This is a genomic window from Microbacterium sp. LMI12-1-1.1, from assembly GCF_040676455.1.
Taxonomy (GTDB): Bacteria; Actinomycetota; Actinomycetes; order Actinomycetales; family Microbacteriaceae; genus Microbacterium.
In genome coordinates, this window is sequence record NZ_JBEGIA010000001.1 from 192463 (window position 1) to 205282 (window position 12820).

11 protein-coding genes are annotated in these 12820 nt (G+C 72.5%); 4 read left to right on the plus strand and 7 right to left on the minus strand.

The features are described 5' to 3' along the window. Nucleotides 1-55 precede the first annotated feature (55 nt). Nucleotides 56-1588, minus strand: a complete 1533-nt coding sequence (locus tag MRBLMI12_RS00890; RefSeq protein ID WP_363353082.1) for a CitMHS family transporter — start codon at nucleotides 1586-1588, stop codon at nucleotides 56-58. A gap of 209 nt (nucleotides 1589-1797) precedes the next feature. Between MRBLMI12_RS00890 and MRBLMI12_RS00895 the strand changes: the two genes are divergently transcribed. After that, the gene (locus MRBLMI12_RS00895; protein WP_363353084.1) at nucleotides 1798-3447 is read left to right on the plus strand and encodes a sensor histidine kinase; all 1650 of its coding nucleotides are present in this window, start codon (nucleotides 1798-1800) and stop codon (nucleotides 3445-3447) included. Continuing rightward, complete coding sequence (locus tag MRBLMI12_RS00900) at nucleotides 3444-4100, plus strand: response regulator (RefSeq protein ID WP_363353086.1); 657 nt, start codon at nucleotides 3444-3446, stop codon at nucleotides 4098-4100. The genes MRBLMI12_RS00895 and MRBLMI12_RS00900 overlap by 4 nt, the downstream gene beginning before the upstream one ends. Before the next feature lie 18 nt (nucleotides 4101-4118). Here the strand turns inward: MRBLMI12_RS00900 and MRBLMI12_RS00905 are convergent, their stop codons facing one another. From MRBLMI12_RS00905 to MRBLMI12_RS00925, 5 genes are read right to left on the minus strand one after another with little or no spacing between them, the layout of a single operon-like run. Then, on the minus strand, nucleotides 4119-5654 hold the full coding sequence (locus MRBLMI12_RS00905; RefSeq protein WP_363353088.1) for an ATP-dependent DNA ligase: 1536 nt from the start codon (nucleotides 5652-5654) through the stop codon (nucleotides 4119-4121). A gap of 52 nt (nucleotides 5655-5706) precedes the next feature. Then, the gene (locus MRBLMI12_RS00910; RefSeq protein ID WP_363353090.1) at nucleotides 5707-6699 is read right to left on the minus strand and encodes an epimerase; all 993 of its coding nucleotides are present in this window, start codon (nucleotides 6697-6699) and stop codon (nucleotides 5707-5709) included. Continuing rightward, complete coding sequence (locus MRBLMI12_RS00915) at nucleotides 6696-7097, minus strand: DoxX family protein (protein ID WP_363353092.1); 402 nt, start codon at nucleotides 7095-7097, stop codon at nucleotides 6696-6698. The genes MRBLMI12_RS00910 and MRBLMI12_RS00915 overlap by 4 nt, the downstream gene beginning before the upstream one ends. After that, nucleotides 7094-7858, minus strand: a complete 765-nt coding sequence (locus MRBLMI12_RS00920; RefSeq protein WP_363353094.1) for an LLM class flavin-dependent oxidoreductase — start codon at nucleotides 7856-7858, stop codon at nucleotides 7094-7096. Before MRBLMI12_RS00920 ends, MRBLMI12_RS00915 begins: the two co-directional genes overlap by 4 nt. Then, nucleotides 7855-8730 (minus strand): LLM class flavin-dependent oxidoreductase, encoded by an 876-nt coding sequence (locus tag MRBLMI12_RS00925; protein WP_363353096.1) that lies wholly within the window; start codon nucleotides 8728-8730, stop codon nucleotides 7855-7857. Before MRBLMI12_RS00925 ends, MRBLMI12_RS00920 begins: the two co-directional genes overlap by 4 nt. A 114-nt stretch (nucleotides 8731-8844) precedes the next feature. On the opposite strand from MRBLMI12_RS00925, the gene MRBLMI12_RS00930 reads away from it, so the two are divergent. Beyond that, a complete protein-coding gene (locus tag MRBLMI12_RS00930) occupies nucleotides 8845-9564 on the plus strand; it encodes a DUF72 domain-containing protein (RefSeq protein ID WP_363353098.1) in 720 nt (239 codons plus the stop codon). Nucleotides 9565-9682: 118 nt separating this feature from the next. Here the strand turns inward: MRBLMI12_RS00930 and MRBLMI12_RS00935 are convergent, their stop codons facing one another. Then, nucleotides 9683-12244, minus strand: a complete 2562-nt coding sequence (locus MRBLMI12_RS00935) for an ATP-dependent Clp protease ATP-binding subunit (RefSeq protein WP_363353100.1) — start codon at nucleotides 12242-12244, stop codon at nucleotides 9683-9685. A 192-nt stretch (nucleotides 12245-12436) separates the two neighbouring features. On the opposite strand from MRBLMI12_RS00935, the gene MRBLMI12_RS00940 reads away from it, so the two are divergent. Further along, the gene (locus MRBLMI12_RS00940; protein WP_349428034.1) at nucleotides 12437-12808 is read left to right on the plus strand and encodes a GNAT family N-acetyltransferase; all 372 of its coding nucleotides are present in this window, start codon (nucleotides 12437-12439) and stop codon (nucleotides 12806-12808) included. The last annotated feature ends 12 nt before the right edge of the window (nucleotides 12809-12820 follow it).

The window sequence follows — 12820 nt, forward strand, 5'->3', positions numbered from 1 at the left end:
CAAAGCCTACGAGCCGTGGACGCCGCCGGGGAGAACCAGCCGGCAGCCGGTCCGCTCAGGCCATGAGCGGGATCGCGCCCACCAGCACGCCGACGGCGAGCATCGCGAGCGACACGACGCACGCCCGCCAGAGCACCTTCCTGTGGTGGTCGCCGAGGTTGACGCTCGCCAGTGAGACGAGCAGCAGGATCGCCGGCACGAGCGGGCTCTGCAGGTGCACCGGCTGGCCGGTGATCGAGGCGCGGGCCATCTCGACGGGCGCGATCCCGAAGTGCTCGGCGCTCTGGGCCAGCACGGGCAGGATGCCGTAGTAGAACGCGTCGTTCGACATGAAGAACGTGAACGGGATCGACAGGATGCCGGTGATCACGGCCAGGAAGGGTCCGAGCGAGGCCGGGATCACGGTCGTGATCCACGTCGCCATCGCGTCGACCATGCCGGTGCCGTTCAGCACGCCGACCAGCACGCCGGCCGCCAGGACCATCGAGACGACGCCCACGATGCTCGGCGCGTGGGCGACGATCTCGTCGGCCTGGCTCTTGAGCTTCGGGAAGTTCACGAACAGCGCGATCGCCGCGCCGACCATGAAGACGTAGGCGAGGGGGAAGACGTCGAGCACCAGCAGCACCATCACCGCGAGGGTGAGCGCCAGGTTGAACCAGATGAGCTTCGGCCGCAGCGTCGCACGGTTCGGGTCGAGCATGGTGTCGGCCATCGCGGTGTCTTCCCGGTCGACGACCGCGGTGGCGACGGGCAGGCTGCCCCGGCCGCCGGCGAGCGTCACGATGTTGCCGGTGCGCAGCGTCGCACGGGCGCCCGGCTTCGTGTCGGCGCCGCGGAAGATGCGGGATCCGGCGAGCACTCCCCCGCCGTCGAGGCGCGACTCGTCGATGCTGCCGATGCGCTTGCGCTCCGACAGTCCGAGGAACCAGGCGAAGGCCAGCGAGATGACGATGCCGGCGGCGAGCGAGGGCAGCATCGGCACGAAGATGTCGGTGGGCTGCAGGCCCAGCGCAGTCGCCGCCCGCACGGTGGGGCCACCCCACGGCACGATGTTCAGCGTGCCGTTCATGAGGCCCGCGACGCAGGTGAGCACGACGGGGCTCATGCCGAGGCGCAGGTAGATCGGCAGCATCGCGGAGGTCGTGATGATGAAGGTCGTCGACCCGTCGCCGTCGAGCGACACCGCGCCCGCCAGCACGGCCGTGCCCAGCACGACCTTGGCCGGATCGTCACCGAGCAGGCGCGTGATCGCGCGGATGAGCGGATCGAACAGGCCGACGTCGATCATGATGCCGAAGTACATGATGGCGAACATCAGCAGGGCTGCCGTCGGGGCCATGCTGCCGATCGCGTCGAGGATCATGTCGCCGAGTCCCAGGCCGGCGCCGGCGAACAGCCCGAAGACGGTCGGCACGATGATGAGCGCGACCATCGGGGTCAGCCTGCGCGTCATGATGAGCGCCATGAAGACGAGCACCATCGTGAAGCCCAGGGCGACGAGCACGCCGTCGGACGGGACGAAGGCCGTGGCGTAGCCTTCGTCGGCCTCGGCGGCGTGGAACAGGAACGGAACTGCCGCGTTCATCTCGACTCCTTCGTCGTGTCGTGCGGGTGGTGGCGTCGCACCGGTGGCGGTGCGTTTCCGCGAGGCTAGACGCCCGCCGCGACGCGTCGCGCGCTAAGTCGCATTCCTGCAGGTTGTGCGCGTAGCGTGTCTTCTGCGCATTGTGCTCACGTGCGTGCACGGTCGGTGCCTCTCACCGGCCCCAGCCCTCATCGGCTCCGGGAGGTGGGATGCGCTTCGCGACGCGGCTGCTGCTGATGCAGCTGGCGACGGTGACTGCCGTCGTCGCCGTGTGCGCGCTCGTCTTCGGGTGGCTGGGCGTGCGCCAGCTCCGTGCCGAGTCGGAGTCCGCCGCCCTCAACATCGCCCGCACGGTCGCGGAGGACCCCGACGTGAAGGCGCTGGTGGCTGAGTTCTCCGCCGACCCGGGAACGCCGGATGCCGCCCAGCTGCGCACCGGCGCGCTCCAGCAGATCGCGGCCGACGTCGCGGATCGCACGGACGCGCTGTTCGTCGTCATCACCGACGACCACGGCATCCGTCTCGCCCACCCGACGGAGGAGCTTCTCGGTCAGGTCGTCTCGACTCCGTTCGCCGAGGTGCTCGAGGGCAATGAGGTCGTCGACTGGGAGGTGGGCACGCTCGGCGAGTCCGCCCGCGCCAAGGTGCCCGTCTACCCGGAGGACGGCGGCGATCCCGTCGGCGAGGTCAGTGTCGGGTTCGAGCGTGCGAGCGTCTTCGACGACCTCCCCGCGCTCGTCGCGACGATCGCGATCGCCGCGATCGGCGGGCTGGCTCTCGCCGCGGTGGCCACGCTGGTGCTCCGACGACGGTTCGAACGACTCACCCTCGGGCTCCAGCCGGAGGAGCTCGTGACCCTCGTGCAGAACCAGGCGGCGGTGCTCGAGGGGGTCGGCGACGGCGTCGTGGCACTCGATCCCGACTGCGTCGTGCGGGTGTGCAATGAGGCGGCCGAACGGATGCTGGGGATCGACGCACCGCTCGGGCGCCGCTTCGACGAGCTCGAGCTGCCCGACACGGTGCGCGCCGCCGTGCGGGACGGGGCCTCCGGCGTCGAGGCCGTCGTCGGCGACCGCGTGCTGTACCTCGACACCCGACCGGTGCAGCGGGACGCGCGGGCACTGGGCCAGATCGTGGTCGTGCGGGACCGCACCGACGTCGAAGCCCTCGCCGGCCGGCTCGAGACGGTGCGCGCCATGACCGAGGCGCTGCGCGTGCAGCGGCACGAGTTCGCCAACCGCCTGCACGTCGCGTCCGGCTTGATCGACGCCGAACGCGTCGACGAGGCCCGCGCGTTCCTCGGCGACCTGACCGAGCGCGGCGCCGTGGACTTCGGCGTCGCGGGGCTCGAGCGCGTCCCCGACGCGTTCCTGACGTCGCTTCTCGGCGCGACCGCCGCGACGGCGCGCGAGCGGGGCGTCACGGTCCGCATCTCGGAGGACACCCTGCTGCTGAGCGAGGTGGCCGCGGCGGAGGACGTCGCGGCGGTGCTCGGCAACCTGGTCGGCAACGCGGTCACCGCGGCTGTGGGCGGCCCACGGCCCGGCTGGGTCGAGGTCGCGCTGCTGGGAGACGGCGACGAACTGGTGATCATGGTGGCCGACTCCGGCGGCGGCATCCGACCGCCGGGGGCGGACCCGTTCGCGCGCGTCGCCGCGCGCGAGACCGAGGCGAGCAGGAATGACACCGTGCACGGGCACGGCTTCGGGCTCCCGCTCTCCCGCGACCTCGCGCGCCGCCGCGGCGGCGACGTCTGGCTGATCGGTCCCGGCGGCGCGGCGGCGGGCGCCGTGTTCGGCGCCCGGCTGCCCGGGGCGCTCCGCCCCGCTGACGGGAACCCCGAGGAGAGGAACGCATGAACCGTCCCATCCGCGTGCTGGTCGTCGACGACGACTTCCGCGTCGCCGGCCTGCACCGCGACATCGTGGCGTCGCGCACCGGGTTCACCGCCCTCGAGGCCGTGCAATCGCTCGGCGCGGCACGGCAGGCGGTGCGTGCGCACGCCCCCGATCTGCTGCTCGTCGACGCGTTCCTTCCCGACGGCGACGGCGTCGAGTTCGCCGCCGCGGCCGGCATCGACGCATTCGTGCTGTCGGCCGCGACCGATGCCGCCACGGTGCGCCGCGCCCTGCAGGCGGGGGCGCTCGCCTACCTGACGAAGCCCTTCGACGCCCGGGTGCTCGCCGAGCGGCTCGATCGCTACGCGCGGATGCGGAACCTGCTGGTCACCGACCGACCTTTGGAGCAGGAGCAGATCGACCGCGCCCTCGCGATCATGCACGGCGGTGCGGAGCCGGCGACCGTGGCGCGCTCGGCGACCGAGCAGCTGATCCTCGAGGGGCTCGGCGACGACGAGGCGTCCGCCGCGCAGATCGCCGACCGCGTCGGCATCTCGCGGGCGACGGCCCAGCGGCACCTCGCAGGCCTCGCCAGCCGCGGACTGGTCGAGGTGCGCCTGCGCTACGGGACGACCGGCAGGCCCGAGCACCGTTACCTCGCCGTACGCCGCTGACCTCGGTGCCGCTCCCGCTCAGCCCCGCAGCAGTCCGCGCAGGGTCTCGATGGTGTCGGCTTCGTCGGCGCGCTTGTCGGGGCGGTAGCCCTTCACCCGTGCGAAGCGCAGCGCGACGCCGCCGGGGTAGCGCGTGGAGCGCTGCACGCCGTCGATCGCGATCTCGACGACGGTCTCGGGCCGCACGTGCACGGCGTACGAGGAGCGATGGCTCTCGATGGTCGGGAAGTACTCGGTCTGCCAGCGCAAGGTCGCGTCGGTCAGGCCCTTGAAGGTCTTGCCCACCATCACGAAGCCCCCGGGCTCGCCGAACGCCCCCTCGGGGTCGCGCGCACCGAGGTGCAGATTCGAGAGCTGGCCGGTGCGCCGGCCCGAGCCCCACTCGACGGCGAGCACCACGAGGTCGTAGGTGAGCACGGGCTTGACCTTGAGCCAGCTCTTGCCGCGTCGCCCGGCAGCATAGGGCGCGTCGAGCGCCTTCACCATCACGCCCTCGTGCCCGGCGGCAAGGGCTTCGCGCGAGAACTCCTCGGCACGCGTCGCGTCGTCGGTGACGATGCCGGGCATGCGGGCGTCGCCGACGGCGCTGTCGAGGAGTGCCAGGCGCGTCGACAGCGGCTCGTCGATGAGGTCGCGGCCGTCGAGGTGCAGGATGTCGAAGAACCAGGGGCGCAGCACCACCGCGGCGGCGTCGTCGGCGCCCAGCGACCCGAAGCGGGCCATGGTGTCCTGGAACGGGCGCGGCCCGCCGTCCTCGTCGAGTGACAGTGTCTCGCCGTCGAGGATCACCCGGTCGGCCGGCAGCTCCCGCACGGCCTGGACGATCTCGGGCACACGGTGGGTGATGTCGGCGAGGCTCCGGGTGAACACGCGCACGTCCTCGCCGTCGCGGTGCACCTGGATCCGCGCCCCGTCGAGCTTGTATTCGACGGATGCCGCTCCTCCGAGCGTCTCGAGCGCCTCGGTCGCCGAGCCCGCCGTCGAGGCGAGCATCGGCAGCACGCCGCGCCCCACCTCGAGCCCGATCGCGGCGAGCTCTTCGGGCGTGCCGGTGAGGGCGACGCGCGCCGTGGCGCCGAGGTCGCCCGACAGCATCGCGGCCCGGCGGACGGTGGCGGCGTCGCGTTCCGACGCCTTCGCGACGGCGTCGAGCAGCACCCCCTCGAGCGCCCCGGTGCGCAGTTCGCCGAGCATGACGCGGGCGAGGAAGTCCCACTCCTCCGCCGTGGCCGAACGGGCCAGCGCGTCGAGCGCGGCAGCACGTGCGGCGACCGAACCGGGGCCGTCCGCCCCCGCGAGACGATCGAGCGCCGCATCGACGTCGCCCACGGTGAGCGTCGGCTCGTCGGCGTGCGTCACGGCCAGGTTCGACAGGCTCCGCCACCCGACGCCGAGGCGACCCTGGCGGGGGCTCGCGGTCAGGAACCCGATGGCCGGCCCGACCTCATCGGGATCGAGCAGGCGCAGGGCGTCGGACAGCGCGGCGACCTTGGCCAGTCGCGACGACGTCGAGGCCACGGCATCCGTCGCCGTCACGAGCTCGTGGAGCAGCATTCCCGCATTCTCCCATCCGGCCCCGACACGCACGCGGTGGCGCCGTCCGGTCTCAGTGCCGCCGCCCGCTGAGAGACCCCACGACGTCACGCAGGGCCGGCTCCAGTTCGGGGTAGGTGAACTCGTAGCCCGCCCCGGTCAGAGTCTCGGGAGCCGCCCATCTGCTCTTGAGCACGAGCTCGGGCTCGGTTCGCAGCACCCACATCGCCGGTTCCAGCATGAAGCGCCAGGCGGGCAGCCCGATCGGCGCGCCCACGACGCGGCGGAGCGCCGCCATGAGCCCTCGGTTGTCGGAGGTGCCCGGCGCCGCGAGATTGACGGGCCCGGAGATCCTCGGGTCGTCCCGCACGAACCTCACCGCCCCGACGACGTCGTCGAGGTGGATCCAGCTGAAACGCTGACGGCCGCGGGAACGGTGGCGGGGCGCGCGGCCGTCGCCGGTGGGATGCGGGCCGATTCCGCGATAGCGCCGATGCGGGAACCACCAGCCGTCGTACTGGGGTCCGCCGAGTCCGAGGCGGGCCAGCCGCACCAGACTGCGCGTCGCGGGCCCGTCGCCGAGGACGATCGCCATGCGCAGCGCGACGCGCCGCGTGGAGGGGAGGCTCCCCGCGAAGAACTCGTCCTCCCACCCGCGTGCGACGTCCGCCGAGAAGCCGGTGCCCACTTCGCCGTCCCGCTCCGTCTGCGGCCGGTCGAGCGCGTAGCGGTAGATGGTCGCCGTGCTCGCGTTGAGCCACAGCGGTGGCGGCGTGCCTGCGTCGCCGATCGCGGTGCGCAGTGCCCGCGTCGTCTGCACGCGCGAGCGCAGGATCTCGTCGCGGTTCGCGTCGGTGTAGCGGCAGTTCACCGATTTCCCCGCGAGGTTCACCACGATCGCCGCGCCATCGACGAGCGCGCGGATGCCGTCTCTGTCGGTCCACGACGCGTCGGCGCCGGCACGGCCGATCGTGCGAACGTCGTAGCCGTCGTCGGCGAACGCACGCGCGATCGCCTGGCCGACGAACCCCGACGCGCCCGCGATCACGGCGACCGGCCGGCTCATCCGCGCCTGCCCGCCGCGGCCTCGCTGCTCCAGAGCGCCCAGACCACGAGCAGCGGCTGCAGCAGCAGTCGCACGAACCGCGACCGGTCGGTGCGCAGCATCGGGGCGGGGCGACCCGTGCGCCACTGATGGACGTTGCCCGGAAACACCGCCACGAAGAACGCCGCCACGGCCCAGCCGACCCGGCGGCGTTCGGCGGGGAGCGCGACGAGCGCGCCCCCGAGCATCAGCTCGACGACGCCGGAGGCGAGCACGATCGTGTCTTTGTCGGTGTGGAGTAGGCGCGTCGCCCAGTCCGGCACGACGATCCGGTAGCCGCGGCGACCCCAGGTCAGGTGCGAGGCGCCCGCGACGACGAGGAGCGCGGCGAGCGCCCAGCGGGCGACGACCCGCGTCACGCGACGGCCTCGGCGACCGCGTCGATGAACCGCAGGTGGTCGTCCGCGCTGCCCGTCGGTGTGATCGCGCGCAGCACGACTTCGTCGACCCCGGCGCGGTAGGCGCCGACGCGGTCTCCCAGGTCGGTCGGGCGGATGACGGTGTCGGCGGCGGCGATGCCCAGGCGGGCGAAGTTGGCGGCGTACGCCGGATATCCGGCGTAGCGCGAGGTCTCCTCGTCGAGTGCGGCGACCGCGGCGGCGTCGGCGGCCGTCCGCACGTACAGCGCGACATGGGTTCCGGGGGCGATCGCGTGCGCCTGTGCGGCCTGCGCGGTCGCGGCCGCCGGGGTTAGCCAGCTCAGCAGGACGCCGTCGGATGCCGCAGCCCCGGCCCGCCGCATCCTCGGGCCGAGCGCTCCGACGACGACGCGCGCGTCGGTGCGCGTGCGCAGCTCGGTCGCGGCATCCGTCACCAGCTCCACCGCGCCGGTGCGCACCTGACCGGAGCCGATGCCGAGCACCAGGCGGGCGGTGGGCAGACCAGACGCCGCGGCCGCGATGTCGCCGGGCGTGCGGCGGTCGACGGGGATCACGCCAGTGGCGAGCACGAGGTGCTCGGAGACGGCAGCTGCCGCGGCGAGAACGGCCAGGGCGTCGTGCCCGGGCGTGTCGTTCACCCAGAGGCCGTGGAAGCCGGCCGCTTCCGCGGCGGGTGCGATCCGCTCTGCGAGGGCCGGGCCGGCCGCGGCCGCGATCCCGAGCGAGAGCTGCGCCGTCACGCGGCGTCCGTCCCGACCAGGCGGGCGACCTCGGCGGCTGCCCGGTAGAACTCGGCGATGTCGCCGCGGGAGGAGGGCAGGAGCACGAGGTCGTCGACACCGGCGTCGAAGAACCGCTGCGCGCCGGCGGCGACCTGTGCGGGGTCGCCCCAGAGCGCACGCTGGGCGGGGTCGGGTTTGTCGCCCACGTCGGCGATCGCGCGGGCCTCGGATTCCGCGCCGAACGCCGTGACGACGTAGGCGACCACGTCGTGATGGCCGCCGCGCCCGGCGAGTTCGCGCGCCTCGCGGATCGACGCGGTCGCCGTCGCGTACTCGTCTGCGGTGTGGCCGCTGTCAAGCACTGTGCCGTCGGCCACTTCGCCGCTCAGCCGGAGGGTCTTGGGGCCTTCCGCTGCCGCGTAGACGCGGGGCGGGATCGTCGGCGCGTAGTCGAGCCGCACGCCGTCGAGCGTCACGTAGCGCCCTGCCGCGGTGACCTCGTCGCCGGCCAGCAGGCTCCGCAGCGCCGGCACGTACTCGCGCATGAGCGTCAGGGGCGATGCGACCCGCGCGCCGACCTGCCCCATCCAGTCCAGCACGCCGTGCCCGACCCCCGGCAGCAGTCGGCCGGGGAAGAGCCGCTCGACGGTGGCGAGCTCCATGGCGGTCGCCGCGACGTTGCGCAGCGGCATGGGCGCGATGCCGATCCCGATCCGCAGGGCCTCGGTCCAGGCGAGTGCCGCGCCCACCGTCGCGAAGGCGGACTGCCGGAAGCAGTCCTCCCAGATCCACAGCTCCGGAAGACCCGACGACTCGGCCGCAAGGACGGCGTCGCGAAACTCGTCGGGAGTGTGGGTGTAGGGGTTGAAGATCGCGCCGATGCGGGTCATGCCCCCACTCTGTCAGCGGTGGCCGACACGCGCATCTCGCGCGGTGGCTAACGCGGCCGGCCCGCTGATGCAACCCCCGTGCCCGAGGCGGTTCTGGCCCGGCACGCTGGAGCGATGGCACGCATCGGGACGTCGGGATGGGTCTACTCGCATTGGCGGGGCGTGCTCTACCAGGGCCCTCAGCGCGACTGGCTCTCGCAATACACCGCGGTGTTCGATGCGGTCGAGCTCAACGGCAGCTTCTACCGCTGGCCGGCCGATGCGAGGTTCGCGGCATGGCGGGAGCGGCTGCCGGAGGGATTCGAGATGGCCGTCAAGGCGCCCCGCGGCCTGACGCACGCGCGGCGACTGCGCGAACCCGAGGTCTGGATCGAGCGCGTGACCCGCGGGCTGCATGAGCTCCGCGGTCGCCGCGGGCCCCTGATCGTCCAGCTGCATCCGGGCATGGAGCGGGACGACGCGCGCCTGGACCACTTCCTGAGCGCCCTGCCCGAGTGGACCCGGCCGGCGATCGAGTTCCGGCATCCGTCGTGGGCGGACGAGGCGGTGTTCGGGATGCTCGAGCGCCACGGCGCTGCCTACTGCGTCATGAGCGGGGCGCGGCTGCCGTGCATCCTCCGCGCCACCGCCCACCTCGTGTACGTGCGCCTGCACGGGCCCGACCCGGATCACCTGTACGGCGGCTCGTACTCCGACGAGGACCTCGCCTGGTGGGCCGAGCGCATCCGGGAATGGGAATCCGCCGGGCACGAGGTGCACGCCTACTTCAACAACGACGGCGAAGGGAACGCCGTCCGCAACGCCTGCACCCTGAAACGGATGCTGGGGACCTGACGCTTCGCCGGGGCGGCGTCCTTCGGCGCGACCGCCCTGGACATGGCGAGAGGCGCCGTGCCCGAAGGCACGGCGCCTCTCGCCGAGGAGGCCGCCTCTCGCCGAGGAGGTGCTCAGCTCACGCGGCGACCGCGAACGACTCGCCCGCGACCACCGACAGCCGGTCGCCCACGGCATCCACCGTCACGACCCCGCCGTCGACGAGCGCACCCGTCACGAACAGGTCGGCGATGCGGTCGTCCACCTCGCGCTGGATCAGGCGACGCAGCGGCCGGGCGCCGTACTCGGGCTCGTAGCCGTGCTCGGCGAGCCAGGCGACGGCGCCGTCGGTGACGACGAAGTCGACCTCGCGCTTGGCCAGCCGCGCCTCGGACGCGCCGAGCAGCAGTCGCACGATGCTCTGCAGCTGCGGCTTGTCGAGCTTGCGGAACAGCACGATCTCGTCGATGCGGTTGAGGAACTCGGGCCGCATCGCCTCGCGGAGCTTGCCGAACACGCGATCGCGCAGGTCCTTCTCCGAGCCGAAGCCGGTCTCCCCTCCCCCGTCGGGAAGGAAGCCGATGGCACCGCCCCGCGAGGCCAGGAACTCCGAGCCCAGGTTCGAAGTCATGACCACCACGGTGTTGCGGAAGTCGACCGTGCGCCCCTGGCCGTCGGTGAGCCGGCCGTCGTCGAGCACCTGCAGCAGCAGGTTGAACACGTCGGGGTGCGCCTTCTCGATCTCGTCGAACAGCACGATCGAGTACGGGTTGCGCCGCACGCGCTCGGTGAGCTGCCCCGCCTCGTCGTAGCCGACATATCCAGGAGGAGCGCCGACCAGGCGCGACACGGTGTGCCGCTCGCCGAACTCGCTCATGTCGAAGCGGATCACGGCGCTCTCGTCGTCGAACAGGCTCGCGGCGAGCGCCTTGGCGAGCTCCGTCTTCCCGACGCCGGTCGGGCCGAGGAAGAGGAACGAGCCCACCGGGCGGCGTGCGTCTCCCATGCCGGTCCTGTTGCGGCGCACGGCCTTGGCGACCGCAACCACGGCGTCGTCCTGCCCGATCACGCGGTCGTGCAGCTCGTCCTCGAGGGACGCCAGCCGCTCGCGCTCGGTCTCGGTGAGACGGTTGACCGGGATGCCGGTGGCCCGGCTGATGACGGCCGCGATCTCCGGCTCGCCGACGACCGCGTCGACACGTGCGGCGGCGACGCCGGACGCCGTGGCCTGGTCGAGCTTGGCCTGCACCTCGGCGATCTGGTCGCGGATCCGCGACGCCTCCTCGTAGTGCTCGGCCGACACAGCGGCGTTCTTGTCGGCCTCGAGGGTCGCCAGACGCTCGATCAGGCCGCTCACGTCCACCTTCGCGCCGAGGCGCAGACGCAGCCGCGCACCGGCCTGATCGATGAGGTCGATGGCCTTGTCGGGCAGCACCCGCTCGGTGAGGTAGCGATCGCTGAGCTCGACGGCGGCGCGGAGGGCCTCGTCGGTGTACGCGATACCGTGGTGCTCCTCGTACGCGGGCTTCAGGCCCCGCAGGATGAGCACGGCGTCCTCGACGGACGGCTCGCCCACGCGCACCGGCTGGAAGCGGCGCTCGAGCGCGGGGTCCTTCTCGATGACGCGGTACTCCTTGAGCGTCGTCGCACCCACGAGGTGCAGCTCGCCGCGGGCGAGGCGGGGCTTGAGGATGTTGCCGGCGTCCATGCCGCCGTCGCCGGCGCCGCCGGCGCCGACCACGGTGTGCACCTCGTCGATGAAGACGATCAGCTCGCCCTTGTGGGCGGCGATCTCGTCCATCGTCTTCGTGAGGCGCTCCTCGAAGTCGCCGCGGTAGCGGGTTCCGGCCAGCATCGCGGGAAGGTCGAGCGCGACGACCCGCTTGCCGAGCAGCTGCGCGGGCACGCCCCCGTCCACGATCGCCTGCGCGAGTCCCTCGACGATCGCCGTCTTGCCGACGCCGGCCTCGCCGACCAGCACCGGGTTGTTCTTGGTGCGGCGGCTGAGGATCTCGATGGTCTGCTCGATCTCGTCGGCGCGCCCGATGACCGGGTCGAGGTCACCGGCGACCGCGCGCGCGGTGAGGTCGGTGCCGTAGGTGTCGAGCAGGGGGGTGTCGGATGCCGCGGCATCCGCTCCCGCCTCCGCAGCGGCCGCCTCGCTCGGCGTCACCGTCTCGCGGGCGCCCTGCATCAGCGCCTCGGCGGTCACACCGGCGCGTGCCAGCACCTGGCCGGCGGGCGTGTCCTGCGCGAGCACGAGCGCGAAGAAGAGGTGCTCGGGGTCCACGTACGTCGAGCCCGACGAACGGGCGACCTGGAACGCGTGGAACAGCGCACGCTGCACGGACGCCGTGACCACGGCGCCGTCGACATCCGCCGCGACGGAGGCTGCGGGCAGCCGCTCCTCGGTCGCGCGCGAGATCTCGTCGGGGTCGGCGCCGACACGGCGCACCGCGTCACGGGCCGGGGCCTCGGCGACGAGGATCCGCAGGACGTGCAGGGCATCGAGTTCCTGCTGGCCGCGGTCCAGCGCGTACTTGCCGGCACGCTGGAGCAGTTCCTGGGTGCGAGCGCCGAGGTAGCGGCTCAGGTCGATCGACCGCTCGGCACGCGCGCGCTCCCCCGCGAGGTAGCGTGCCAGGAACTCGTCGAACGAGCTCCCGTCGTCGCCGGCCTGGGGCGTGAAGTCTTCGGGCATTCCGTCTCTCCTGAAACTTGAGTGATCGAGCATCAAGTTTTGAACTTGATACACGCATTGTCAAGTTCAACGGCACCTGCGCACGAGTATTCCCTCCCGTTTCGGACATGACTCCGGCCTGAGCCCGTGCCGGCGTCGGTGGGTCGGCGTAGCCTCGTCGCTCGGGGGAACCGCATCCCGGAGGAGAGAACCATGGACTGGAAGATCGAGCTCATCTTCGTGCCCGTCACCGACGTCGACAGGGCGAAGGAGTTCTACGAGCGGATCGGATTCCACGCCGACCACGACCAGGTCCCCTTCGAGGGCCTCCGCTTCGTGCAGATGACGCCGCCCGGGTCGGCCTGCTCCATCGCGTTCGGCACCGGCCTCGGCAACGATCTCGAGCCGGGCCGCCAGAACACGATCCAGGTCGTCGTCCCCGATGCGGACGAGGCCCTGGCGCACCTGCGCGGCCTCGACGTGGAGGCACGAGGCGTCGATGAGCAGGGGTGGGGCCGGTTCGTGCAGTTCGACGACCCGGACGGCAACACCTGGACGCTGCAGCAGCTCCCGCCGCGCGACTGAGCCATCCGCCGC

Excerpts from the sequence above, each read along its gene's own strand:
- MRBLMI12_RS00930 (WP_363353098.1), top strand. The coding sequence starts at position 8,845 with ATGGCACGCATCGGGACGTCGGGATGGGTCTACTCGCATTGGCGGGGC.
- MRBLMI12_RS00910 (WP_363353090.1), bottom strand. The coding sequence starts at position 6,699 with ATGAGCCGGCCGGTCGCCGTGATCGCGGGCGCGTCGGGGTTCGTCGGC.
- MRBLMI12_RS00900 (WP_363353086.1), top strand. The coding sequence starts at position 3,444 with ATGAACCGTCCCATCCGCGTGCTGGTCGTCGACGACGACTTCCGCGTC.
- MRBLMI12_RS00925 (WP_363353096.1), bottom strand. The coding sequence starts at position 8,730 with ATGACCCGCATCGGCGCGATCTTCAACCCCTACACCCACACTCCCGAC.
- MRBLMI12_RS00890 (WP_363353082.1), bottom strand. The coding sequence starts at position 1,588 with ATGAACGCGGCAGTTCCGTTCCTGTTCCACGCCGCCGAGGCCGACGAA.
- MRBLMI12_RS00940 (WP_349428034.1), top strand. The coding sequence starts at position 12,437 with ATGGACTGGAAGATCGAGCTCATCTTCGTGCCCGTCACCGACGTCGAC.
- MRBLMI12_RS00895 (WP_363353084.1), top strand. The coding sequence starts at position 1,798 with ATGCGCTTCGCGACGCGGCTGCTGCTGATGCAGCTGGCGACGGTGACT.
- MRBLMI12_RS00935 (WP_363353100.1), bottom strand. The coding sequence starts at position 12,244 with ATGCCCGAAGACTTCACGCCCCAGGCCGGCGACGACGGGAGCTCGTTC.
- MRBLMI12_RS00905 (WP_363353088.1), bottom strand. The coding sequence starts at position 5,654 with ATGCTGCTCCACGAGCTCGTGACGGCGACGGATGCCGTGGCCTCGACG.